Source organism: Massilia litorea (genome assembly GCF_015101885.1).
GTDB classification, from domain to species: Bacteria; Pseudomonadota; Gammaproteobacteria; order Burkholderiales; family Burkholderiaceae_D; genus Telluria; species Telluria litorea.
The window spans coordinates 4,601,676-4,625,582 of record NZ_CP062941.1 but is presented as its reverse complement, the minus strand read 5'-3'; the positions used below and the strand labels follow the sequence as shown (position 1 = coordinate 4,625,582).

20 protein-coding genes are annotated in these 23,907 nt (G+C 66.3%); 14 read left to right on the top strand and 6 right to left on the bottom strand.

Features of this window, described 5'->3' with window-relative positions:
* Positions 1-135: 135 nt before the first annotated feature.
* The 4 genes from selD to LPB04_RS20690 form a co-directional block, all read right to left on the bottom strand.
* Positions 136-1,191, bottom strand: a complete 1,056-nt coding sequence (gene selD, locus LPB04_RS20705) for a selenide, water dikinase SelD (protein WP_193686340.1) — start codon at positions 1,189-1,191, stop codon at positions 136-138.
* Between the two features lie 15 nt (positions 1,192-1,206).
* Complete coding sequence (senB, locus tag LPB04_RS20700; protein WP_193686339.1) at positions 1,207-2,202, bottom strand: selenoneine biosynthesis selenosugar synthase SenB; 996 nt, start codon at positions 2,200-2,202, stop codon at positions 1,207-1,209.
* Positions 2,203-2,366: 164 nt separating this feature from the next.
* Positions 2,367-3,827, bottom strand: coding sequence for a DEAD/DEAH box helicase (locus tag LPB04_RS20695; RefSeq protein WP_193686338.1), 1,461 nt, complete (start codon positions 3,825-3,827; stop codon positions 2,367-2,369).
* A 436-nt stretch (positions 3,828-4,263) separates the two neighbouring features.
* The gene (locus LPB04_RS20690) at positions 4,264-5,580 is read right to left on the bottom strand and encodes a transglycosylase SLT domain-containing protein (RefSeq protein ID WP_407943869.1); all 1,317 of its coding nucleotides are present in this window, start codon (positions 5,578-5,580) and stop codon (positions 4,264-4,266) included.
* A 442-nt stretch (positions 5,581-6,022) separates the two neighbouring features.
* On the opposite strand from LPB04_RS20690, the gene LPB04_RS20685 reads away from it, so the two are divergent.
* The 4 genes from LPB04_RS20685 to LPB04_RS20670 all read left to right on the top strand — a co-directional run bounded on the left by LPB04_RS20685 (position 6,023) and on the right by LPB04_RS20670 (position 12,367).
* A complete protein-coding gene (locus LPB04_RS20685) occupies positions 6,023-6,592 on the top strand; it encodes a DUF1415 domain-containing protein (RefSeq protein WP_193686336.1) in 570 nt (189 codons plus the stop codon).
* Positions 6,573-6,782: a DUF1289 domain-containing protein gene (locus LPB04_RS20680; RefSeq protein WP_193686335.1), complete on the top strand. Its 210-nt coding sequence runs from the start codon at positions 6,573-6,575 to the stop codon at positions 6,780-6,782. Before LPB04_RS20685 ends, LPB04_RS20680 begins: the two co-directional genes overlap by 20 nt.
* A 124-nt stretch (positions 6,783-6,906) precedes the next feature.
* Positions 6,907-10,080, top strand: a complete 3,174-nt coding sequence (locus LPB04_RS20675; protein ID WP_193686334.1) for an EAL domain-containing protein — start codon at positions 6,907-6,909, stop codon at positions 10,078-10,080.
* On the top strand, positions 10,040-12,367 hold the full coding sequence (locus LPB04_RS20670) for a xanthine dehydrogenase family protein molybdopterin-binding subunit (protein ID WP_193686333.1): 2,328 nt from the start codon (positions 10,040-10,042) through the stop codon (positions 12,365-12,367). The genes LPB04_RS20675 and LPB04_RS20670 overlap by 41 nt, the downstream gene beginning before the upstream one ends.
* A gap of 44 nt (positions 12,368-12,411) precedes the next feature.
* Here the strand turns inward: LPB04_RS20670 and LPB04_RS20665 are convergent, their stop codons facing one another.
* On the bottom strand, positions 12,412-12,843 hold the full coding sequence (locus LPB04_RS20665) for a thioredoxin family protein (protein WP_193686332.1): 432 nt from the start codon (positions 12,841-12,843) through the stop codon (positions 12,412-12,414).
* A gap of 79 nt (positions 12,844-12,922) precedes the next feature.
* Between LPB04_RS20665 and tsaB the strand changes: the two genes are divergently transcribed.
* The 4 genes from tsaB to LPB04_RS20645 are packed head-to-tail and all read left to right on the top strand — an operon-like array spanning position 12,923 to position 16,008.
* Positions 12,923-13,663 carry a tRNA (adenosine(37)-N6)-threonylcarbamoyltransferase complex dimerization subunit type 1 TsaB gene (tsaB, locus tag LPB04_RS20660; RefSeq protein WP_193686331.1) on the top strand — a complete coding sequence of 247 codons (741 nt, stop codon included), beginning with the start codon at positions 12,923-12,925 and terminating at the stop codon, positions 13,661-13,663.
* Complete coding sequence (gene rimI, locus LPB04_RS20655) at positions 13,660-14,130, top strand: ribosomal protein S18-alanine N-acetyltransferase (RefSeq protein ID WP_227496512.1); 471 nt, start codon at positions 13,660-13,662, stop codon at positions 14,128-14,130. The genes tsaB and rimI overlap by 4 nt, the downstream gene beginning before the upstream one ends.
* A complete protein-coding gene (locus LPB04_RS20650) occupies positions 14,127-15,059 on the top strand; it encodes a uracil-DNA glycosylase (protein WP_193686330.1) in 933 nt (310 codons plus the stop codon). Before rimI ends, LPB04_RS20650 begins: the two co-directional genes overlap by 4 nt.
* A complete protein-coding gene (locus LPB04_RS20645; protein WP_193686329.1) occupies positions 15,040-16,008 on the top strand; it encodes a DUF1853 family protein in 969 nt (322 codons plus the stop codon). The genes LPB04_RS20650 and LPB04_RS20645 overlap by 20 nt, the downstream gene beginning before the upstream one ends.
* 27 nt (positions 16,009-16,035) lie before the next feature.
* Here LPB04_RS20645 and lplT read toward each other — a convergent pair whose 3' ends face one another.
* Complete coding sequence (gene lplT, locus LPB04_RS20640; protein WP_193686328.1) at positions 16,036-17,298, bottom strand: lysophospholipid transporter LplT; 1,263 nt, start codon at positions 17,296-17,298, stop codon at positions 16,036-16,038.
* 138 nt (positions 17,299-17,436) lie between these two features.
* Between lplT and alr the strand changes: the two genes are divergently transcribed.
* The 6 genes from alr to pstA all read left to right on the top strand — a co-directional run bounded on the left by alr (position 17,437) and on the right by pstA (position 23,883).
* On the top strand, positions 17,437-18,543 hold the full coding sequence (gene alr / locus LPB04_RS20635) for an alanine racemase (RefSeq protein WP_193686327.1): 1,107 nt from the start codon (positions 17,437-17,439) through the stop codon (positions 18,541-18,543).
* Positions 18,536-19,915, top strand: a complete 1,380-nt coding sequence (radA, locus tag LPB04_RS20630) for a DNA repair protein RadA (RefSeq protein WP_193686326.1) — start codon at positions 18,536-18,538, stop codon at positions 19,913-19,915. Before alr ends, radA begins: the two co-directional genes overlap by 8 nt.
* A 77-nt stretch (positions 19,916-19,992) precedes the next feature.
* A complete protein-coding gene (locus LPB04_RS20625) occupies positions 19,993-20,313 on the top strand; it encodes a PilZ domain-containing protein (protein ID WP_193686325.1) in 321 nt (106 codons plus the stop codon).
* Positions 20,314-20,897: 584 nt separating this feature from the next.
* Positions 20,898-21,935 carry a phosphate ABC transporter substrate-binding protein PstS gene (pstS, locus tag LPB04_RS20620; RefSeq protein WP_193686324.1) on the top strand — a complete coding sequence of 346 codons (1,038 nt, stop codon included), beginning with the start codon at positions 20,898-20,900 and terminating at the stop codon, positions 21,933-21,935.
* Positions 21,936-22,099: 164 nt separating this feature from the next.
* Entirely contained in the window at positions 22,100-23,032 is a 933-nt protein-coding gene (gene pstC / locus LPB04_RS20615) for a phosphate ABC transporter permease subunit PstC (protein ID WP_227496775.1), read from the top strand.
* A complete protein-coding gene (pstA, locus tag LPB04_RS20610; protein WP_193686323.1) occupies positions 23,029-23,883 on the top strand; it encodes a phosphate ABC transporter permease PstA in 855 nt (284 codons plus the stop codon). The genes pstC and pstA overlap by 4 nt, the downstream gene beginning before the upstream one ends.
* Positions 23,884-23,907: the final 24 nt, after the last annotated feature.

Genomic DNA, 23,907 nt, shown 5'->3' with positions numbered 1-23,907 from the left:
GACCGGTCTGCGCCGGCAAACCGCATTATACAACCGACAATTCTTAAAAAAGCAATGGATTGTTTTATAGAGACAAAATAAATGTTTACGCAGCAACGCGTTGCGCTGCCGCGTACTCCCGGAACGGCGGCTGGATCAGGCCTTGACGACCACGCCCGGCGTGCCGGCGGCCATGCGGCCGACGACTTTTGCGTCGCCGAAGCCCTCGCGCGCGAACAGCGCCAGCACGGACTCGGCCGCCGCCGGGTCGCAGGAGACCAGCAGGCCGCCCGAGGTCTGCGGGTCGGTCAGCAGGGCCTGCTGCGCCGGCGTGATGTTTTCCGACAGCGCGACGTCCTTGCCGTAGGCATCCCAGTTACGTCCGGAAGCGCCGGTGAAGAAGCCGTCCTGCGCCAGTTGCAGCACGCCGGGGAGCAGCGGGATGTCGGCCATGTCGAGTTCGGCCGAGAGTTTGGCGCCGCGCGCCAGTTCGAGCAGGTGGCCCAGCAGGCCGAAGCCGGTGACGTCAGTCAGCGCATGCACGCCGTCCATCGCGGCCAGCGCCTGGCCCGGCTTGTTCAGCTTGGTCGTGTTGGCGATCATCGCGGCATAGCCGTCCGCACCCAGCTGGTCCTTCTTCAAGGCGGCCGACAGCACGCCCACGCCCAGCGGCTTGCCGAGGATGAGGACGTCGCCGGCACGGGCGTCGGCATTGCGTTTGACGCGGTCCGGGTGCACCAGGCCCATGACCACCAGGCCGTAGATCGGCTCGACCGAATCGATGGTGTGGCCGCCGGCGATCGGGATGCCGGCTTCGGCACAGATCGATTCGCCGCCGCGGATGATCTCGCCGATCGTCTCCAGCGGCAGCTTGTTGATCGGCATGCCCACCAGGGCCAGGGCCATGATCGGCGTGCCGCCCATCGCATAGACGTCGGAAATGGCGTTGGTGGCGGCGATGCGGCCGAAGTCGAACGGGTCGTCGACGATCGGCATGAAGAAATCGGTGGTGGCGATCAGGGCCTGCTCGTCGTTGAGCTTGTAGACGGCGGCGTCGTCGGCCGTCTCGATGCCGACCATCAGCTGGGGCGGCACCGGGAAGCCGCTCGACTTCTTCAGGATTTCGGCGAGCACGCCGGGCGCGATCTTGCAGCCGCAGCCGCCGCCGTGCGAGAAGGAAGTCAGTTTGATGGTGTGGTCAGGCGCGGTCATGTTCGGTTCCATTCTTTATGAGTGTTCGGGCTGCGGGGATAGTGGGAATCCCGGGAGCAGCAGATTATCCACCAAGTCGGCCAGTGCTGCATGCTCGGCATGCGGCGCGAACAGCGCGGCGCGCACGGCGCACTGGCGGCGCAGCAGTGCGTCGAAGGCCGGCTCCGCCACGCAGCGGTCCACCAGGCGCGCCAGCGCGGCGGCGTCCCCCAGCGGGAAATAGCCGGCGTAGTCCCGCCCCAGCATGCCGAGGTTGCCGTCGATATCGGATGCCAGCACCGGTACGCCGCTGGTGACGGCCTCGATGATGACGTTGGCGCCGCCTTCCATGGCCGATGCGATCACCATCGCCCGGCAGCGTTTCAAACGCTGGCGGGTTTGCGCATGCGGCATCGGCCCCAGCCAGCGGTAGCGCGGGCAGGCCGCTTCGGTGGCGCGCGCCGCTTCCAGCAGCGCCGGATCGAGGGCGCCGCCGATGTGCAGCAGGCGTAGGCGCGGCGCCGTGACCAGCTGCGCGGCGCGCATGAAGGTCAGTGGATCCTTTTCCGGTCGCAGGTGGCCGATCATGCAGATGTCGACGTGGCGGCCGGCGGCCGGTGCCGGACGCAGCGCGGGCGCGGACTGGTAGATGACCCGCGCCTTCGCCTGCAGGTGCGGCGCCAGGCGCGCCAGGCCGGCTTCCTGCAGCACGACCAGGGCGTCGGCCGTCTCGAGCGAGGCGCGCGCTTCGGGCGCGCTGTCGATGTCGCGATACAGGTCGGTGCCGGTCAGGGCCAGCAGGGCGGGGCGCTCCGGGTGCGCTGTCTTGAAGGCGGCCAGCGCCTGCGCCGAGCGGCGCGCGTGCAGGGCGATCAGCAGGTCGGGCGCGGGTTCATCCGCGCTCCAGCCGCCCGCCACGTCGACCGCGTGGCGGCCGCGCAAGAAACGCGCCCAGCGGCTGGCGGTTTGCCAGTTGCCGTTGTTGTCGCGGGCGGCGGCGGGGCTGACGATGAGGATGCGCTTGCGGACCATCTGGAGATAAGGGGAGCTGGACGGGGAGGGGAATTATACGTCGGGCATATGGGAACGGTTGATTGTGCAGAAGCGCGGCATCGCCACAGCAGACACGCGAGCGCCAGGCGAAAAAAAACGGCTGCCGAAGCAGCCGTTCTCATTCATTCGCCTACAAGGACCGGTTACTGGTCGCCGAAGCTGCGACGGGCGCCGTCGGCCGAACGCGGGTTCGTGCCGCGGTAGCCACCGCCGCTGCCTTCGCGGCGTGGGGCGCCGCTGCTCGGGCCGCGTGGTGCAGCGTCGCGGTTGTAACCGCCTTCGCGCGGTGCTGCCGATGGCTTGCTGAAGCTGCGCTGGCCCGGCTTGGCGGCGCTACGGCCGTCGCCTGGTTTCCAGCCGCCTGGACGGGCGCCGGTACGGGCAGGTGGCGCCGAACGCTTCGGCTCGAAACCTTCCACCACGGTCGCCGGGATCAGCTGCTTGGTGAAACGCTCGATGCGCTTGATGTTCATGTTTTCGGCGTGGTTTACCAGCGAGATCGCCAGGCCATTGCGGCCGGCGCGGCCGGTACGGCCGATACGGTGCACATAGTCTTCCGGGAACTTCGGCAGGTCGTAGTTCACCACGTGGGTGATGGTCGGCACGTCGATGCCGCGCGCGGCGACGTCGGTTGCCACCAGCACGCGTACTTGGCCGCGGCGCAGGCTGTCCAGGGTGCGGTTGCGGGCGCCCTGGTGCATGTCGCCGTGCAGCGCGGCGGCTGCGAAGCCGGCGATGTTCAGGCGGTCGGCGATGGTGTCGGCGTCACGCTTGGTCGCGGTGAAGACGACTGCCTGGTCCATCGACTCGTCGCGCAGCAGGTGGTCCAGCAGGCGGTTCTTGTGCGACAGGTCGTCGACGAAGTGCACGCGCTGCGAGATGTTCTCGTGGCGGTTCGAGGCGCTGGCGATCTGGATCACCATCGGGTCCTTGGTGATGCGGCGTGCCATGTTGCCGACGACGCCATCCAGCGTGGCCGAGAACAGCATGGTCTGGCGCGATGCCGGGGTAGCGGCGACGATCTTTTCGATGTCGTCGATGAAGCCCATGTCGAGCATGCGGTCGGCTTCGTCCAGCACCAGAATCTGCAGTTCCGAGAAGTCGATCTTGCCCGACTCCATGTGGTCGATCAGGCGGCCCGGGGTGGCGACCAGGATTTCAGGATTCTTCGACAGCAGTTGCATCTGCTTCGGGTAAGGCATGCCGCCCAGGATCGAGACGGCGCGGATGCGGCGCATGTAGCTGCCGTATTTTTCGGTCGCGGTGGTGACCTGCAGGGCCAGTTCGCGGGTCGGGGTCAGCACCAGCATCTTCGGCTTGGCTGCGGTGAAACGGACGCGCTCGCCGCGCGAACGGGCCGACTGCGCTTCTTGCGCAGGGGTGCGGGCCGGGGCCGGCGCGACTTCGGCGCTGACCAGCTTGTGCAGGGCCGGCAGCATGAAGGCTGCGGTCTTGCCGGAGCCGGTTTGCGACGAGACCAGCAGGTCGCGTCCTTCGATGGCGGCAGGAACAGCTTGTGCCTGGACCGGGGTCGGGACGGTGTAACCGGCTTCGTTGACTGCTTTGACGATCGTGGCGTGGAGGCCTAGTGCTTCAAAACTCATTGTTTTCTAACTTTCGGTAGTGATCAGCGCTCAATAGTTTTACGAGCGCAGAAATAGGAATGCGAAATAGCAACGCGAACCAACAGAACGAAATGACTCAGAAATGAAAGAAATTTCGGCACAAAAGCTTTGCGCCGGGACGGTGTCAAAGGTCGACACACAGGGCGGGAGGGCTTTATGGAAGGCTGCCATGCTTGGCAGGCCTTGCTGCGATGCTGCTTGTTGTTACTAGCTTGGATACTTCTGGATGCGCTGTCTGTCGACAGTTTGTCGCTTTATTGCAGCGCACAAACGACACTATACAGTAGTTTGGGAATGCTTGCACAGACCAGCCAATTTGATCTGGCACAAAGTGTGGCTTGCAGTGCGCGGTGGCAGCGGGAGGGAGTAGGGAGGAAACACGGTCCCGGGCGCACAGGCCCGGGACCGGCGCCGATCAACGATGCTTGCGGCGGCTGTTGGTATTACGCGAAATGCGCGAGTTCGACGCGGCGGTCGCCTTCGACTTGCGCGGCTCGCCACGGTCCGCCTCGAGTGCCATGACGGCGCTGTCGACGATGTTCTCGGCGATGTCGTTGCCCACCGACGCCGAGGTCTTCGGCACCAGGATGGTCGAACCGGCCTTCAGGCGGGTCTGCATCGGAATGTTGTTTGCCTGGCGGATGACTTCCGGCGTGGTGCCGAATTTCGAGGCCAGCGAGGTGATGCTTTCCTTGGCGCCCGTGATCTTGTGCGTGGTCCAGGTCGACAGCGCCTGGCCCCATTGCGCCAGGTTCAGGTGGAATTTCTCGGCGTTCTTTTGCGGCAGCAGGATCTTGGTGCGGTCGTCGCCGGTGATGACCGGACGCTTGAACTGCGGGTTCAGGGCCTTGAATTCGTCGACCGACATTTCCGCCAGCTGGGCGGCGATCGCGAGGTCGATGTCGCTGGTCTTGTCGACCGTCGTGAAGTAAGGCTGGTTGTCGATCACCGGCAGGGTGACGTTGTACTGGCTCGGGTTGGCGACGATGTTCTTCACGGCCTGCAGCTTCGGCACGTAGTTGCGCGTCTCGGCCGGCATCAGGTCGGCCAGGCTTTCGAAATCGGTTGGTTTGCCGAGCGCCTGGTTTTTCTTGATCGCCTTCTGAACATTGCCTTCGCCCCAGTTATAGGCGGCCAGAGCCAGCTGCCAGTCGCCGAACATCGTGTACAGGCGCTGCAGGTAGGTCAGGGCGGCATCGGTCGAGGCCAGCACGCCGCGGCGCTCGTCCTTGAACATGTTCTGCTTGAGGTCGTAGTCCTTGCCGGTGCCCGGCACGAACTGCCAGAGGCCGGCCGCGCTGGCGGTCGACAGGGCTTGCGGATTGAAGGCAGATTCGATCACCGGCAGCAAGGCCAGCTCGGTCGGCATGCCGCGCTTTTCCAGCTCCTGCACCACGTGGAACAGGTAGAGCGACGCGCGGCCGGAGATGCGGGCCATGTAGTCGGGCTTGGCGCTGTAGGAGCGCACATGGCGCTCGACCAGGTTGTTGCTGATGTCGGGAATCGCGTAGCCGCTGCGGATCCGGCCCCAGACATCGGTTTCCTTGTAGTCGTCGACTTTCAGCGATGCAGTGTTGGCAAAAGCGGCCGGAGCGTTGACGGCGGCCGGACGTGCCGCGACGGCGCTTTGCAGCGCGTTGACGGGCGCATTGTCGATGGCGTGGGCGAATGGGGCCGAGAGCAAAAGCACCAGCGCGGCAGCGATAGAAGGTTGGCGGGTCATGTCGTACATAGCTTTCCAGTATGTTGCGTCCAGGAACGGCAGGACTGACGTTAAGGGGGCAGTGTAAGGAGCAGCCGACGAGCCAGTCAAGCGCTAATCCCGGGCGGTTACAAAATTTCCTGTCTATCCTTTTTGTCAACATGAAACTAATTTGATAACAAACGCCAGGGGTATCCTGTTCGCCGCGACCATTTTCATAGGAGGCGGTTCCTCTGAAAAGCGCATACTGCCCCGGTGTATATCGAATTGGCCTATCGGCAATACATTCCGCACAGAAACAACTCAGCCATTCCGAATATTGTCGAGTTATCAATGAACGGCCGCTTTTCCGTTCCTGCCCGACACGTCTTCAACTTACGCGCCTGGAATGCCTGACCTATGAGCGCACGCAAACTGTGCGTACAATCCGACTTGTACCGCGCTTCCTCACCGAGAACACCGACCTATATATATGAGTACCGCCAACCTGAACGCCGACGATGACGCCATCGTCGCCGCCACCCGCCGCTGGCTGGAAAAGGCCGTCATCGGCCTGAACCTGTGTCCATTCGCCAAATCCGTCTATGTAAAAGAGCAGGTGCGCTACGTCGTCTCCGCGGCGCGCACGCCCGAGGCGCTGCTCGAGCAGCTGATGGACGAGCTGCAACACCTGTCCGACACCCCGGCCGAGCAGGTGGACACGACCCTGCTGATCCACCCCTTCGTGCTCGACGATTTCCTCGACTATAACGAGTTCCTCGATGTCGCCGACGCCGCAGTCGAGGACATGCACCTCGATGGCGAGCTGCAGGTGGCGAGCTTCCACCCGGACTACCAGTTCGCCGACACCGACAAGAACGATATCGAGAACTTCACCAACCGCGCTCCTTACCCGATCCTGCAGATCCTGCGCGAGGAGAGCATCGAGCGCGCCGTCGAGGCCTTCCCGGACGCGGCCGAGATCTTCGAGAAGAATATCGAGACCATGGAAAAACTGGGCCACGACGGCTGGGACAAGCTCGATGTCGGACCAGCCCGCTGACCCGCCGGTGCTTCCACCACGTCCCGACACACCCTGCGTCGCCGTCTGCTCGACCACCTTCGACGACGTCTGCCGCGGCTGCGGGCGCACCGTGGCGGAAGTGGCCCACTGGGTATCGATGCCGGCTGAACAGAAGGAGCGCGTCTGGCAGCGCATCCTGGCCGAAGGCTACCCGCGCCGCAATACCTGAACCCGCCTGGAAGCCCGCCGTCACGGCGGGCGCGGCTGTGCAACATTTGCATGCATAATCCCAAGCGTCAGCATTCCCCCGATCCAGGCCGGCAAGCCCGGCTCCAACCATTGCGGCCACGACGATGTCACGGACCCAGTTAAGCGAACCCCTGCGCGGATTCGCGTCGCGCATCAGGCGGCTGTACACGAAGTCGGTGTACGGGGCGATGCTGATGGTCGTCGTCGGCGGCCTGATGATCCCGGCGCTGGTAGCCAGCTATTTCCTGCTGGTGGTGCAGGAGCGCCAGAACACGGTCGCCGAACTCAACGAAACCCTGCAGCGCAATGCCGAGATCCTCGCGCTGGGAATGCAGGAGCCGCTCTGGAACATGAATGCCGAGGCCGCGCGCTCGCTGGTGGACTCGGTGATGCGCGACCCGTCGGTGGTACGGATCCAGGTGCGCGGCCAGCCGGGCACCGGTTTCATCGACGCCCGTGCCCCAGAGCGCGCGCGCGGCCACGTGCTGCGCGCCCGGCGCGAGATCGTGGTGCAGGGCGAGCGCATCGGCGAGCTGACGATCGAGATGGACGACCTGCGCAGCGAAGAGGACCTGCACCGCAAGCAGCGCAACTATGCGCTGGTGCTGGCGGTCCAGGTCACGGTGTCGCTGCTGCTGATCCTTGCCTTCCTGCGGCGGCGCCTGCATGCGCCGCTGCGCACCCTTGCCGGCTTTTCCGACCGCCTCTCGCGCGGCGATTTCGACACCCCCCTCGACCTCGACGTGGACGGCGAACTGGGGCGCCTGGGCACCCAGATGGAGCGCATGCGGGTCGCGATCCGCGACCTGTTCGTCGACGTGGCACGGCGCGAGGAGCAGTTCCGCACGATCGTCACGCAAGTGCCGGGCGCCGTCTTCCGCGCCCGCCCGGGCGGCGCCATCGATTTCGTCAGCGAGGCGATCGAAGGTATTTGCGGCTACCCGGCGAGCCAGATCATGCGCGGCGCCACCGAGGCCTGGTACCACCTGATTTGCGAGGCGGACCGCGCGCGGCAGCGCAAGGTCATGCGCGATGCGATCGCCTCCGGGAGAAGCTATGAAGTCGAATACCGGATCGTTGACGCCCACGGCAAGGAGCGCTGGGTGCTCGAAAGCGGCCAGCCGCAACGGCTGCCTGGCGAGGAGGGCGTCTGGGTCGACGGCATCATCTCCGACATCGGCGAGCGCAAGCACAACGAGATGCGGATCGGGGCGTTGCTGGCCGAGCAGGGCGCGATCCTCGACAACGTCATGTTCGGCGTGCTGTTTACGCGCGAGCGGCACATCGTGTCGGTCAACCGGCGCGCCGAGCAGCTGTTCGGCTATCCCGAGGGCAGCATGGTCGGACTGCCGGCATCAATCCTGTTCGTCTCGAACGGCGAGCATGCCAGGGCCGAGAACGCATTCTTCCCGGTGCTCGCGCGCGGCGAGGACGCCAGCCACGAACGCCAGTTCCGGCGCCGCGACGGCAGCCTGCTGTGGTGCCTGGTGAGCGGCAGCGCGATCGATGCCGGCCGCCCGGAAGCGGGCAATGTGTGGGTCTTCGCCGACATCTCCGAGCGCAAGCAGAACGAGGAAAAGTTGCGCCTGTCCGCCACCGTCATCGAGCACATCGCCGACGGCGTGATGGTGGTCGACGTCCACGGCACCATCGTCACCGTGAATCCCGCCTTCACCCACATCACCGGTTTCGACGCCCCGGAAGTGGTCGGCCGGCCGTGGAGCGTGACCCATACCGGACGCGACGACCAGGACCTGTTCTGGACCATGTGGCGCCAGCTGAACGATACCGGCTTCTGGCGCGGCGAATTGTGGAGCGCGCGCAAGGACGGCGAGACCTTCCTCGAGTGGCTGACGGTATCGACCGTGCGCAACGACGAGGGCAGGGTTACCCATTACGTCGGGGTCTTCAGCGACATCACGCGCCTGAAGGAGTCGCAGGAACAGCTCGACTACCTGGCGCACCACGATCCCTTGACGGGCCTGCCCAACCGCCTGCTGTTCCAGGACCGCCTGCTGCATGCGATCGGGCGCGCGGCGCGCGAAGGCCAGCAGCTGGCAGTGATGTTCATCGACCTCGACCGCTTCAAGAACGTCAACGACACGCTCGGCCACCACGTCGGCGACGAACTCCTGAAGCAGGTGGCGACCGCGCTCGGCGCGCGGCTGCGCGACGGCGACACCCTGGCGCGGCTGGGCGGCGACGAATTCATCGTCCTGCTCGAGAACGTGGACGGCAGCTACGGCGCGGGCCAGGTGGCGGCCAAGATGATGGCGCTGTTCGAGCAGCCGTTCACCGTCGCCGGCCACGAGCTGTTCGTCACCGGCTCGATCGGCATCAGCCTGTTCCCGCAGGACGGCGAGGATGCGAACCTGCTGGTCAGGAATGCGGACGTGGCCATGTACCAGGCCAAGTCGCGCGGCAGGAACGGCTACCAGTTCTACTCCAGGGACATGGACGGCGAGGGCGTCGAACGCCTGCGCATGGAAGCGCTGCTGCGGCGCGCGATCGAGCGCCAGGAGATCTTTCTCCATTATCAGCCGCAGGTCGAAATCGACAGTGGGCGCCTGATCGGGGTCGAAGCGCTGGTGCGCTGGCATAATCCCGAACTCGGCCAGGTCAGCCCGGTGCGTTTCATCCCGATGGCCGAGGACACCGGCTTCATCAACCAGATCGGCGAATGGGTGCTGTTCGAGGCCTGCCGCCAGATGGTGCGCTGGGACGAGGCAGGCCTGGTGGTTCCGAAGATGGCGGTGAACCTGTCGGTGCGCCAGGTGGAGCGCGGGGCGATGGCGCCGCTGGTTTCGCGCGCGCTGGCGGCGACGAACCTGGCGCCGCGCCGGCTGCAGCTGGAAGTGACGGAGTCGGTGATCATGAATACCGGCGACGCGCTGGCTTTCGTGCACGAGCTGCATGCGATCGGCGTGGGGCTGGCGATCGACGATTTCGGCACCGGCTACTCGTCGCTGGCCTATCTGAAGCAGCTGCCGGTGGACGTCCTGAAGATCGACCGCAGCTTCATCAAGGACATCGCCGTCGATTCGGACGACGAGGCGATCGCGATCGCGATCATCCAGCTCGGTAAAAGCATGCACCTCTCGGTGATCGCCGAGGGAGTGGAGAACGAAGAACAGGCGGCATTCCTGCTGCGCCACGGCTGCACCCGTGCACAGGGTTACCTGTACGGCCGGCCGGTGGCGCCAGGCGTGCTGCTCGAAGAATGGGGAAACGAGAAGAATGAGAGACACGAACACGCCGGACGCGAAACCGGCACCTGACGCGGTACCCGGGCAAACGCGCGGCAAACGCCGCTCGCGGCGCCGCTTCCTGCTCGGCGGGCTGGTGGCCGGCGGCGCGCTGCTGGTGGGCTGGGGCACGCGCCCGCCGCGCCAGCGCCTGCACACGAGCGCACCGCTCCCCGTCGCGAACGGCGCCGTCGCCCTCAACGGCTGGATCGCGGTCAACCCCGACGGTACGGTCTCGGTGGTGGTGCCGCGCAGCGAGATGGGGCAGGGCGTGCACACTGCCCTGCCGATGCTGGTGGCCGAGGAGCTCGACGCCGCGCTCGATTCCGTGCGCATTGCCGCGGCCCCGATCGACAAGATCTTCGGCAACCTGGCCGTCCTGCGCGAGAACCTGCCCTTCCACCCCGACGATCGCGGCAACGTGAAGGATGGCGCCCAGTGGATGCTGGCCAAGGTCGGGCGCGAGCTCGGCATCATGTTCACCGGCGGCTCGACCAGCGTAAAGGACGCCTGGCAGCCGATGCGCGAAGCCGGCGCGGTCGCACGCGCCATGCTCGTGAAAGCGGCATGCGAGGGCTGGAAGTCGAACGCCGCCGACTGCCGCACCCAGAACGGCGTCGTGATCCACAAGGACGGCCGGCGCGCTTCCTACGCCAGCCTGGCCGCGCGCGCCGCTGAAGTCGGTGCCGGCATCGACGCCGGCGACGTGCGCCTGAAGGAGCCGCGCGAATTCCGCCTGATCGGCAAACCGGTGCCGCGCCGCGACACCGCGGGCAAGGTCGACGGCAGCGCGCGCTTCGGCATCGACGCCCGTCCGCCTGGCATGCTGTACGCAGCCGTCAAGATGGCGCCCGTCGTCGGCGCCACCGTCGTTTCCTTCGACGCGGCTGCGGTCAAGGCCATGCCGGGCGTGGTCGGCATCGCCGATGTCTCGGCTTCGCTCGGGCCGTATGCCGGCGCCGGCGCCGGCGTCGCCGTGATCGCCCACAGCTGGTGGCAGGCGAAGACCGCCGCCGCCGCGCTGCCGGTGCAGTGGAACGAAGAAGCGGGAAGGGGGCTGTCGTCGGAATCGATCTTCGCCGGCTTTGCCGCCGCCCTCGACAAGGAATCCGGATTCACCTATTACGAAAGCGGCACCCAGGACGTGGGCGGTGTGGCGAAAACGATCACGGCCGAATACCGCGCGCCCTTTCTCGCCCACGCGACCATGGAGCCGGTGAACTGTACCGCCCAGGTCGCGAACGGCAAGGTCCGCCTGTGGGCCTCGACCCAGGTGCCGAGCATCGCGGTCGACGTTGCGGCCAAGGTGGCCGGCGTCGCGCGGGAAGACGTGACGATCGAGGTGATGCTGCTCGGCGGCGGCTTCGGGCGGCGCCTGGAGGGCGACATGGTGGCGCAGGCGGTGGCCGTGGCGCTGGCGGCGAAGGGCAAACCGGTGCAGCTGATCTGGACCCGCGAAGACGACACTACCCACGACGTCTACCGCCCGGCCGCGCTGGCGCGCTTCAAGGCATCGCTGGACGCGCAAGGCCGCCTGCTGGCCTGGGACAACAAGTCCGCCAGCGGCGCGATCGGCCACCAGTACTTCCCCCGCAATCTTGGCCTGCCCGGGATGGGCCCGGACAAGACGACGGCCGAGGGCGAGTACGACATGCAGTACGAGATCCGCAACCAGCGCATCGCCCACGTGATCGTCGACAGCGCGGTGCCGCTCGGCTACTGGCGTTCGGTCGGCCACTCGCACAATGCCTTCTTCAAGGAGGCGTTCCTCGACGAGGTCGCGCATGCGGCCGGCCAGGACCCGGTCCAGTACCGGCGCACGCTGCTGAAGGATCACCCGCGCCACCTCGCCGTGCTCGACGCGGCCGTGAGCAAGGCCGGCGCCCCGGCCCCAGGCCGCGCCCACGGCGTGGCCGTGCACCAGTCTTTCGGCAGCATCGTGGCCCAGGTGGCCGAGGTCTCGGTCGAGGGGAGCGACATCCGCGTGCACCGCGTCGTCTGCGCGATCGATTGCGGCATCGTGGTGAACCCGAACATCGTGGCCCAGCAGATGGAGTCGGCGGTCGTGTTCGGCCTGTCCGCCGCGCTGGGCGGCGAGATCACGATCAAGGATGGGCGGGTCCAGCAGTCGAACTTCGGCGACTACCCGGTACTGCGCATGGACCGCGCGCCCATCGTGGAAACCGTGATCGTGCCGAGCGCCGAGCCGCCCGAGGGCGTGGGCGAGCCGGGCGTGCCGCCGGTGGCGCCGGCCGTGGCGGCGGCCGTGTTCAAGCTGACGGGCAGGCGCCTGCGCAGCCTGCCGCTGCGCCTGGGGTAAGGCCGGCCGGCCCGACGCTCAATCCACCCTGCGGGTCGCTCGGATCACTGCTGACCTGCCTGGCCCAGCAGCGTTCGCAAATTGCAGTCGCGCTGCCAGTCGCGCCGTTGCTGGCTGGACGCGGCCAGGCGCGCCAGTTCCTCCGGCGCGAGTTCAGCCTGGGCCTGGACCAGGCGTTCGGCGAGGGCGGCGTCCGGCAGCATGGTGCCGAAGAAGGCGACCGTGTCGTCCTTTTGCAGCAGCAGGGTCGGAAAGTTGTCGACGTCGAGGTCGCCGACCACGTCGGCCTGGTCTTCGATGTCGATCCAGACGAAGGTCTTGTCCGGATGGCGGGCGGCGAGGGCTTCGAAGGCGCTGCGGTAGCCGCCGCAGGTGCCGCACCAGGCGGCGCACAGGCAGGCGACGATCCAGCGGCCGCCGCCGAAGGAGGCGGCGAGCTGGTCGCGGTTGCTCGTATCAAGTGTCAGGGAATGCATGAGCGGATTCTACCTCGGGACAGCAATCGGGGCCACGCCGGCCATGGCCGGGGCCGTGCGTGACGGGTTAAAATAGCGCATGCCTATCATCCTTGCCATCGAAACTTCATCCGAACTCGCCTCCTGCGCGCTGCTCATCGGCGACACGCCCGGCAAGACCGCCGGCCGCACTGTCCTGTCGCGCGAGTCCGGCGGCGTGCGTACCCATTCGCAATCCGTGCTGCCGATGGTGCAGGAACTGCTGGCCGAGGCGCAGATTCGCCTGAGCGACGTCGATGCCATCGCCTTCGGCGCCGGGCCCGGCTCGTTCACCGGCGTGCGCACTGCCTGCGGCGTGGCCCAGGGCCTGGCCTTCGGGGCCGAGCTGCCGGTGCTGCCCCTGGTGACGCTCGAGGCGATGGCGGAGGCGTGCCGCGCGAAGAGCGGCGCGCTCGAGGTGCTGGCCGTGCTGGACGCGCGCATGAACGAAGTCTATTGGGCGCAATACCGGTTCGACGGGGCCTGGCAAGTCGTCGTTGCGCCGACCCTGTCCGGCCCCGAGGCGGTGGCGCCGCAGCCCGCCGCGGGCCTTGCCGCCTGCGGCAACGGCTTCTCCGCCTATCCGGACGCGTTTGCCGGTAAAGGCTTCGCGGCCGCGGCCGATGCCGGCGTCAATCCGCATGCGCGCGACCTGGCGGCCATCGGCGCAGCCGCGCTGGCGGCCGGGCAGGGCGTGCCGGCGGCGCAGGCCCAGCCGCTTTACCTGCGCAACAAGGTCGCCTACACCAGCGCCGAGCGCCAGGTGATCAATGCCGCCAAGGCCGAGGGCTCGAAGGCATGATGGACGCGAGCGTAGCGAACCGCCTGAGCCTGGTGCGGATGACGATGGACGACGTCGACGCGGTGCACGCGCTCGAATGCAGCGTGTTCCCCCATCCCTGGAGCCGCGCCAACTTCAGCGATTCCATTCAGGCAGGCTACGACGCCTGGCTGCTGCGCGATGCCGCGGGCGAGCTGGCCGGCTATTTTCTGCTGATGTATGCGCTGGACGAAGCCCATTTGCTCGACGTGGCGGTGGCCGGCGAGCGCCACGGCACCGGACTGGGACGGCACCTGCTCGATACCCTGTGCGCGCGGGCGAAAGAGATGGGCGCCGAATCCGTGCTGCTCGAAGTGCGCCCGTCGAACGAGCGCGCGCTGGCCGTGTACAAGCGCTACGGCTTTGCCGAGATCGGCCGGCGCAAGGGATATTATCCGGCCCATGAGGGCAAGCGCGAGGACGCCATCGTGATGAGGCATGCACTATGAACCCGAGCGAACGCGACGAAGTATTTTTGGCCGAGATGGGCATCACGCCGCTGTGGCGGCTGCGCCGCGAACCTGCGGACGACTCCGCGCCGGTCGAGGCGGAAGCAGCGGCAGCGGTCGCCGCCACGGCGCCGCAGCCGGCAGCGCAATCAGCGCGCGCACCTGCGCCTGCTCCCGGTGTCATCCCGCCGCCCCCGCGCGACCCGGCCTGGGGCGAGATCCCGATGACCTCCGCGCCGCCGCCGCCGGCATGGACCCCGCCCGCTCCCCCGGCGGTCGAGGAAGAGCAGGGCGACAGCCCGGAGGCGATCGCCGCCATGGACTGGGACGAACTGCGCGCCGCGATCGCCCGCTGCACGCGCTGCGGCGACTGCGCCGGCCGCAAGCCGGTGTACGGCGCCGGCGCCCTGCAGGCGCGCTGGCTGGTCGCCGCCGGCGCCACCAGTGCGGCCGATGAAGCGGAGGGCGCGCCACTGGCCGGCGAGGCCGGCAAGCTGCTCGACAACATGCTGTGCGCGGTCGACCTGACGCGCGAGCAGGACGTCTACGTCACCAGCCTGGTGAAATGCCGTCCGCTGTCCGCCAGCGGCGGCGACCGCGCGCCCACCGCCGAGGAAGCGGCGGCCTGCCGTCCCTTCCTCGAGCGCGAACTGGCCCTCACCGGCGCCGGCGTGGTCCTGACCCTGGGCCAGATCGCGGCCAACGGCCTGCTCGGCAAACCGCTGCAGGAGCCGCTGGCCGGCACCCGCGGCACCACCCACGCCTTGGGCAAGGCGGCGCTGGTGGCGACCCTGCATCCGGGCGAGCTGCTGCGCCGCGGCGCCGACAAGGCGCTGGCCTGGGCGGACCTGTGCCGTGCGCGTACCGCGGGCGCGCCGAATGCGCGAGCTTCGAATGCAGAAGGTTTGAATGCAGGACGGGGCCGATAGCTACCAGGCCGCCTTCCACCGCCGCTGGGGGCACCTGCGGCGCGCCCGGGTGCGCGCCCTGGCCTGGCTGCTCGATTCGCCCGACTTGCTCGACGCCGCCGCGCCGCACTGGCAGGGCCGCATCGCCTCCACCGGGCCGGTGACGCCCGAAGTCGAACGCTGGCTGCGCGACCTCGACTTCGATCCGGCCCGCCTCGACGCCGCCCTCGGCCCGCGCGTCTACCGGCGCCTCGGCCTGTATGCCGAAAAGCTGATGGCCTTTTATTTCCAGGAGCAGGGACGCCTGGTCGCCCACGGCCTGCAGATCCGCGCCAACCGCAACGACACGGTCGGCGAGTTCGACTTCCTGCTGGAGAATGGCCCCGACGCCCTCGAACACATCGAGTTCGCCACCAAGTTCTACCTGCTGCAAGGCGAAGCCGGGCAGGAGTTCGACGCCCTGGTCGGGCCCAACCTGGCCGACAGCCTGGGCGCGAAGATGCGCAAGATTTTCGGGCGCCAGCTGGAGCTGGGCACGCACCCCGCGGCCCAGCCGCTGCTGCCGCGCCCCGTGACCTCGGCGCGCGCCCTGGTGAAAGGCTGGCTGTTCTATCCAGCCGGCAGCTGGCCGGCGATGAGCGGCATCACGGCCGGGCACTGCCGCGGCTTCTGGTGCGCGCTGGGCGAACTCGACTCGCTCGGCGCCGACGCCTTCCTGGTCCTGCCCAAGCTGCAATGGCTGGCGCCCTTCCGCGCGGCGCAGGCGGCATGGCTGTTGAACCGCGCCCAGCTGCATGCCGAGCTGGAAGCCCAGTTCGAGACGAATCCCTCGCCGGTGCTGGTGGCGGTGGTGCGCGAAACGCCGGGTCTGGTGGAAGAGATCGAACGTGGCTTCATCGTGCCGAACGACTGGCGTGAGCGCGCGGAGGCGAGAAGCGCCCAGGACGATATGCGCAATATCGTCTGGTAAGCCAGGGGCGCGCGGCGCCCGCCGGCATCAATGCTTGTGCTCGCCGATCAGCGCCAGCGAATCATGCTGCGCCTGGTTGCGCTGATGCCGCTTCATGATCAGCCAGGTAATCCCCGCGATCGACAGCCCGAACATCACGATGATCATGTCCAGGTCGAGGTTCAGGGTGATCATGATCGAGTACAGCGCCAGCATGGTCAGGATCGACAGGTTCTCGTTGAAGTTCTGCACTGCGATCGAGTGGCCCGCGCTCATGAGCACATGGCCGCGGTGCTGCAGCAGGGCGTTCATCGGTACCACGAAAAAGCCCGAGAGGAAGCCGATCAGCGCCAGCAGAGGGTAGGCGACGATTACGTCGCGCACGAACACCATGATCATCACGACCAGGCCCATCAGGATGCCCATCGGGATCACGGTCAAGGATTTCCTCAGCGGGATTACCCTGGCGGCCAGCGCGGCGCCGATCGCCACGCCGATTGCGACCACGCCGATCAGGCTGGTGGCCTTGTCGAGCGGCATGTGCAGCGAGCGCTCGGCCCACTTCAGCACGATGAACTGCAAGGTCGCGCCGGCGCCCCAGAACAGGGTGGTGACGGCCAGCGAGATCTGGCCCAGCTTGTCTTTCCAGAGCGTGGCCGAGCAGTTCGCGAAATCGGCGACCAGTTTCATCGGATTGCGTTCCTGGTGTTCGTAGCGGGCGCCGGTTTCCGGGATGCGCAGGTTGAACAGCGCCGCCGCCAGGTAGATCACGACCACGACGGCCATCGCCGCTTCGCTGGTGGTGTCGATACCGGTGTCGATGAAGGGGATGTCAAAGCTCAGCAGCAGGGCCGAGCCCTTGACGCTGACCAGGGCGCCGCCCATCACGGTGCCGAAGATGATCGACATGACCGTCAGGCCCTCGATCCAGCCGTTGGCGGCCACGAGCTTTTCGGGCGGCAGCAGTTCGGTGAGGATGCCGTATTTCGCCGGCGAATACACGGCTGCCCCGAAGCCGACGACGGCATAGGCAACCAGCGGGTGCACGGCCAGGAACATCAATGCGCAGCCGAAGACCTTGATCAGGTTGGCGATGAACATGACGCGGCCCTTGGGCAGCGAATCGGCGAAGGCGCCGACGAAGGCGGCCAGCAGGACGTAGAACAGGACGAATGAAAGCTTGAGCAGCGGCGTCAGCGAGGCCGGCGCGTGCATCGACACCAGCACGTCAATGGCTACAAGCAGCAGCGCATTGTCTGCCAGCGACGAGAAAAACTGCGCCGCCATGATGGTATAAAAACCACGATTCATTCGAGTGAGTCTGAAAACAAGTGTGGGTTGCTTTATACCATGAAAGAACGGCAAGCCAAAGAAACGGACGGGCAAGAACCCTGCCCATCCAGTAAAATAGAAGCTTTCGCCTAGACGGCTTTTTCACCGAATCTCGCCATGCCACGCCCCCTTTGCGCCACCATCCATCTCGATTCGATGCAGCATAACCTCGCCCGTGCACGCAGCTGCGCGCCGCAAGCCAAGGTCTGGGCCGTGGTCAAGGCGAACGCCTATGGCCATGGCCTCGAGCGCGGCATGAAGGGTTTTGCGACGGCCGACGGCCTGGCGCTGATCGAAACGGAAAACGCGTTGCGCCTGCGCGAACTGGGATGGATCAAGCCGATCCTGCTGCTGGAGGGGATTTTCGACGCGTCCGACGTGCCGCTGCTGGCCGAACACAATATCAACAGCACCGTGCATTGCGTGGAGCAGATCAAGATGCTGGAGTACACCCAGCTCTACCGCCCGATCGATGTGCACCTGAAGATGAACACCGGGATGAACCGGCTCGGTTTCAAGCCCGGCGAATATGCGGCTGCCTATAAACGCCTGCGCGCGATTCCCGGCATCCGCAACATCACCCTGATGACCCATTTCGCGAATGCCGACGAGCTCGAACATCCGCGCCTGGCGATTGCCGACCAGGTGCAGCGCTTCCAGCGCGGGGCGGAAGGGCTGGAGGGGGAGCGCAGCCTGTCGAATTCCGGCGGCGTGCTGCACCAGGCGGTGCTGCACGCCGAATTGCAGAACGACTGGGTCCGTCCCGGCATCATGCTGTACGGCGGCACGCCTGGCGGGCGCACGGCCCAGGACTTCGGCCTGCGCCCGACGATGACGCTGACCTCCGAAATCATCGCGATCCAGCAGCTCGTCGCCGGCGACACCGTCGGCTACGGCAGCCGCTTCGAGGCGACGGGGCCGATGCAGGTCGGCGTGGTCGCCTGCGGCTATGCCGACGGCTACCCGCGCCACGCGCCGCACGGCACCCCGGTGATCGTCGACGGCGTGCGCACCAGCGTGATCGGGCGGGTCTCGATGGACATGATGACGGTCGACCTGACGCCGGTCCGGAATGCCCGCGTCGGCAGCCAGGTGACGCTCTGGGGCGACGGCCTGCCGATCGACGAAGTGGCCGCCGCCGCGGGCACCATCGGCTATGAATTGATGTGCGCACTCGCCCCGCGCGTGCGCGTCACGGAAGGAAGGTTGGGCACCCATGGCTAAGGCAAAGACCCAGTTCGTCTGCAGCGAATGCGGCAGCGTTTCCAGCCGCTGGACCGGCCAGTGCGCCGACTGCAAGGCCTGGAACACGATGGTCGAGCAGACCGTCGAGACGGCCGGCGTGAACCGCATGTCGCAGACCGTGAACCACAAGGCGCTGGCGCAGACCGCGCCGGTGCTGTCCCTGGCCGACATCGAGGCCACCGACGTGCCGCGCTTCGGCACCGGCATCGAGGAATTCGACCGCGTGCTGGGCGGCGGCCTGGTGGCGGGCGGCGTGGTGCTGATCGGCGGCGACCCCGGCATCGGCAAGTCGACCCTGCTGCTGCAGGCCCTGGCGAATCTCGCCGCCACGCGCAGTACTTTATATGTGAGCGGCGAGGAATCCGGCGCCCAGATCGCCCTGCGTGCGCGCCGCCTGCAGGTCGAGGCGAAGGACCTGAAGCTCCAGGCCGAGATCCAGCTGGAGAAGATCCTCGGCACGCTGGCCGACCTGAAGCCCGAAGTGGCGGTGATCGACTCGATCCAGACCCTGTATTCGGATGCCCTCACCGCGGCCCCGGGTTCGGTGTCGCAGGTGCGCGAATGCGCCGCGCAACTGACCCGCGTGGCGAAGCAGACCGGCGTCACCATCATCCTGGTCGGCCACGTGACGAAAGAGGGCGCGCTGGCCGGTCCGCGCGTGCTGGAGCACATCGTCGACACCGTGCTGTATTTCGAGGGCGATACCCAGTCCAGTTTCCGCCTGGTGCGCGCTATTAAAAACCGCTTCGGCGCCGTCAACGAACTGGGCGTGTTCGCGATGACGGAAAAGGGGCTGAAAGGCGTGTCCAATCCCTCGGCCCTGTTCCTGTCGCAGCACGACAACCAGGTGCCCGGTTCCTGCGTGATGGTGACCCAGGAGGGGACCCGGCCGCTGCTGGTCGAGATCCAGGCCCTGGTCGACGCCAGCCACCTGCCGAACGCGCGCAGGTTGTCCGTCGGCCTCGAGCAGAACCGCTTGGCGATGCTGCTGGCCGTGCTGCACCGTCACGCCGGCATTGCCGCCTTCGACCAGGACGTCTTCATCAATGCCGTGGGCGGGGTGAAGATCGCCGAACCGGCAGCCGACCTCGCGGTCCTGCTGGCGATCAACTCGTCGATGCGCAACAAGCCGCTGCCGCGCGGGCTGGTGGTGTTCGGCGAAGTGGGCCTGGCGGGCGAGATCCGCCCCGCACCACGCGGCCAGGAGCGCCTGAAGGAAGCGGCCAAGCTGGGCTTTTCGGTGGCCATGATCCCGAAGGGGAATGTGCCGAAGCAGAAGATCGAGGGGATGAACATCATCGGGGTCGAGCGCATCGACCAGGCGTTCACCAAGCTGCGCGAGCTCGACTAGGAGAGCGCTTCCGGGCCGGCAGGGTGAACCCATCTTGCATATAATCGCGACCTGAATTTCTCATCCATGGCGTTACCGTGCACAGCGAACAAAGGCAGTCCCCGCGCAAGATCCTGAAAACCCGCGCGATGCTGGTCCCGGAAGCCGGCGACCGGGTGATGGGGCGCACCACCGACCTGAGCGCCAACGGCGTCAGCGTCAGCGTGCCCCAGCCGCTCGGTGTCGGGCAAACGGTCCAGATGCGCTTCGACCTGCTGGTCGAAGGCAATGTGGTCCCGATCCAGGCCAGGGCCCGCACGCAATATTGCATTCTCAGCAATGGCGAATTCAAGCTTGGACTTCAGTTCCTGAACCTTGAACTCAGCGCGATGACGGCGCTGTCGCGCTTCCTGCGCTAACAGCCCTTGTCAAAATGAAAGCGGCGAGCGCCCTTGGGGCCTCGCCGCTTTTTTATGTTTCCCGCGTAGCGGGTTGGGCACTATTCGTGATAGTGGTCATGCAGGGCTTCGGAACTGCCACCGACCTCCTGGAAAATCTCGTAGGCGATCAGGCCGACCATGCCCGATAAAATAGCAAACACAAAAATATTCCACATAGATACCAAACGCTCTTCAGCATCCCCTCCATTGCGATGACTACATCTTGAGCATAGCAGCCGCCGGTGTATTTACAAGAGTGGCCAGCCCGTAAATTTGCGGCCGGGTTCGCTCTACCCTGGAGCCTCGTTTTCCTGCCCGTCTGTTGGGGGCGAATCAATTGTGTGACGGTAGTCCGCACATCGCGGCAATATGACGCCACCGTCAATACGCGGGCAGGTCATCGGCCCGACATCGAACTGAAACATGAATATGACAGGCACGCGCCGCATGTCATCGATTCGATGACATGCCAGACCGGCCCTGTCATGAACTTGTCATAATCGGCCGCTAGACTGCGCAGCTATCACGGCGCGCGGTCTGCGCCTCCACTGAAAGGAACTGATATGCGTATGAAGCCCTGGCTGATCTCGATCGCACTTGCCGCCTCCACCTTCGCTGTCTCGGCCCAGGCCGTGAACATCACTGGTGCCGGCGCCACCTTCCCCTATCCGATCTACGCCAAGTGGGCGGAAATGTACAAGGCGGCGAGCGGCAATGGCCTGAACTACCAGTCGGTCGGTTCCGGCGCCGGCATCAAGCAGATCAAGGCGAAGACCGTCGACTTCGGCGCTTCCGACATGCCGCTGCCTGCGAATGAATTGAACGAAGCGGGCCTGTTCCAGTTCCCGGCCGTGATGGGCGGCGTGGTGCCGGTCGTCAACCTGCCGGGCGTGGGTCCGGGGCAGGTCAAACTGACCGGCGCCGTGCTGGCCGATATCTTCCTCGGCAAGATCACCAAGTGGAATGCCCAGCCGATCGCCGCGCTGAACCCGGGCGTCAAGCTCCCGGCCGAGGACATCACGGTCGTGCACCGCGCCGACAGCTCGGGCACGTCCTTCCTCTTTACCAATTATCTGTCGCAGACCAGCCCCGACTGGAAGCTGAAGGTCGGCGCTGGCACCGCCGTCAAGTGGGCGACCGGCGTGGGCGGCAAGGGCAACGAAGGCGTGGCCGCCAACGTGCAGCGCATCAAGGGCGGCATCGGCTATGTCGAATGGGCCTATGCCAAGAAGAACAAGATGGCGCACACCCAGCTGCAAAACCGCGACGGCGCCTGGCTGCAGCCGGACGACGAGGCCTTCAAGGCCGCCGCCGCCAGCGCCGACTGGGCCAAGGCCCCGGGCTTCGCCGTGGTGCTGACCGACCAGCCGGGCAAGGCCAGCTGGCCGATCACCGGCGCCTCCTACATCCTGGTGCACAAGGCCCAGGCCGATGGCGTCAAAGGCAAGGAAGTGCTGAAGTTCTTCGACTGGGCGTACAAAAACGGCGATGCTGCCGCGGCCGAGCTGGACTACGTGCCGATGCCCGACGCGGTCACCAAACTGGTGCAGGACGCCTGGCGCGCGAACATGAAGGACGCCGCCGGCAAGCCGATCTGGTAACACGCCCGGCAGTCGGACGCCGCCGCGGCCCCGCTGCGGCGGCTTTCCTCGCAGCACACACATAAGAACAGCACATGAGCGCACCTCCTTCCGTCGCCATCGACAAGCCGGCAGTCCACGACGCTGGCGCCGTCGACCCCCAGTACGCCGCCCTGCGCAAGACCATGCGCAACCAGCGCATCCAGGACTTCCTCTTCCACAAGATCACCCTGCTGTTCGCGGCCAGCGTGCTGCTGGCCCTGGTCGGCATCATCGTCTCGCTGGCGATCGGCGCGGCGCCCGCTTTCAAGGAATTCGGCGCCGGCTTCATCAGCACCGTCGAATGGGATCCGGTCGAAGACAAGTTCGGCGCGCTGATCGCGATCTGGGGCACGATCGCCACCTCGCTGATCGCCTTGCTGGTCGCCTTCCCGATCAGCTTCGGCATCGCCTTGTTCCTCACCGAAATCTGCCCGACGCCACTGCGCCGCCCGATGGGCACCGCAGTCGAACTGCTGGCCGGCGTGCCCTCGATCATCTACGGCATGTGGGGCCTGTTCGTGTTCGCGCCGCTGTTCGCCGACCACGTCCAGCCGGCGTTGAAGCACACCCTCGGCCAGCTGCCGGTGATCGGCCAGCTGTTCCAGGGCCCGACCATGGGCATCGGCATCCTGACCGCCGGCCTGATCCTGGCGGTGATGATCATTCCTTTCATTTCCTCGGTGATGCGCGACGTGTTCGAGATCGTGCCGGCCGTGCTCAAGGAATCGGCCTACGGCCTGGGCTGCACCAAGTGGGAAGTGGTGCGCAAGGTGGTGCTGCCATATACCCGTAACGGCGTGGTCGGCGGCGTGATGCTGGGCCTGGGACGCGCGCTGGGCGAGACCATGGCCGTGACTTTCGTCATCGGCAATGCGCATGAGCTGAGCTGGTCGCTGTTCTCGGCCGGTAACTCGATTTCCTCGACCCTGGCCAACGAATTCGCCGAAGCCGCCTCGCCGCTGCACGTGTCCTCGCTGTTCGCGCTGGCGCTGATCCTGTTCGGCATCACCTTCGTCGTGCTCTCGGCCGCGAAACTGATGCTGGCAAATATGTCCCGTAAGGAAGGCACGAAATGAACGTCACCAACCCTGTCTACCGCAAGCGCCTGCTCGGGCACCGCATCGGCATCGCGCTGTCGGTGCTGGCGATGGCGATCGGGCTGGCCTTCCTGGCCTGGATCCTGTGGACCCTGCTGGCCAATGGCCTGTCCGCAATCTCGGCCCTGATGTTCACCGGCGACACCCCGGCGCCGGGCGGCGAGGGCGGCGGCCTGAGGAATGCCATCGTCGGCAGCCTGATGATGGTCGGCCTGTCGACCCTGATCAGTACCCCGATCGGCATCCTGGCGGGCATCTATCTTGCCGAATACGGCGCCACCAGCCGCTTCGGCCAGCTGACGCGCTTCGTTACCGACATCATGCTGTCCGCTCCGTCGATCGTGATCGGCCTGTTCGTCTACGCCCTGTACGTGGCCAACGTGAAGCATTTCTCGGGTTATGCCGGGACGATTGCGCTGTCGCTGATCGCCATTCCCGTGGTCGTGCGCACCACCGACAACATGCTGCGGCTGGTGCCGAACAGCCTGCTGGAGGCGGCGTTCGCCCTCGGCGCACCGCGCTGGAAGGTGGCGATGCTGGTGCGCCTGCGTGCGGTGAAGGCGGGCGTCATCACCGGCGTGCTGCTGGCCCTGGCCCGCATCTCGGGCGAGACCGCGCCGCTGCTGTTCACGGCCCTGAACAACCAGTTCTACAGCACCGACATGAACGCGCCGCTGGCGAATCTGCCGGTCGTGATCTATCAGTTCGCGATGAGCCCCTATGACGACTGGCGCAACCTGGCCTGGGGCGGCGCATTGCTGGTGACCTTTACCGTGTTGTTCCTGAACATCCTGTCGCGCACGGTCTTCACCCAGAAGACCCCTCGTTAATTCATACTGATAACCATGACTCAA